This is a genomic window from Staphylococcus pragensis (genome assembly GCF_004785665.1).
GTDB lineage: Bacteria > Bacillota > Bacilli > Staphylococcales > Staphylococcaceae > Staphylococcus > Staphylococcus pragensis.
In genome coordinates this window covers 1-496 of record NZ_SRPJ01000019.1, presented here as the reverse complement: position 1 = coordinate 496, position 496 = coordinate 1, and the positions used below count along the sequence as shown (strand labels likewise).

1 rRNA gene is annotated in these 496 nt (G+C 30.8%); it reads left to right on the top strand.

From position 1 onward, the window contains the following. Nucleotides 1-103: ribosomal RNA gene (locus tag E2558_RS12265) — 16S ribosomal RNA — on the top strand; the annotation flags it as partial. Nucleotides 104-496 lie beyond the last annotated feature (393 nt).

Here is a 496-nt window from a genome sequence, read left to right as displayed (position 1 = left end):
TGGAGTAACCATTTGGAGCTAGCCGTCGAAGGTGGGACAAATGATTGGGGTGAAGTCGTAACAAGGTAGCCGTATCGGAAGGTGCGGCTGGATCACCTCCTTTCTAAGGATATATTCGGAACATCTCTTAGAGATGATGGATTAACGTGACATATTGTATTCAGTTTTGAATGTTTATTTCAAACATTCAAATTAAATGATGATTGCATTAAACATTATAATTTGATATAATGTTTAATTGTGATTGTTGAAAATATTATTTAAAGAAATCGTTTCTCAGACGATGAGTTGAATAAATTTAAAACGCAGTTTACTTTCGTAAATGAGCATTTAAATTTGTGATAACGAAGAAGTATGAAAATGATTGACTAAATAATTTAAATTGTACATTGAAAACTAGATAAGTAAGTAAATAGATTTTACCAAGCAAAACCGAGTGAATAGAGTTTTAAATAAGCTTGAATTCATAAAAAATAATCGCTAGTGTTCGAAAGAA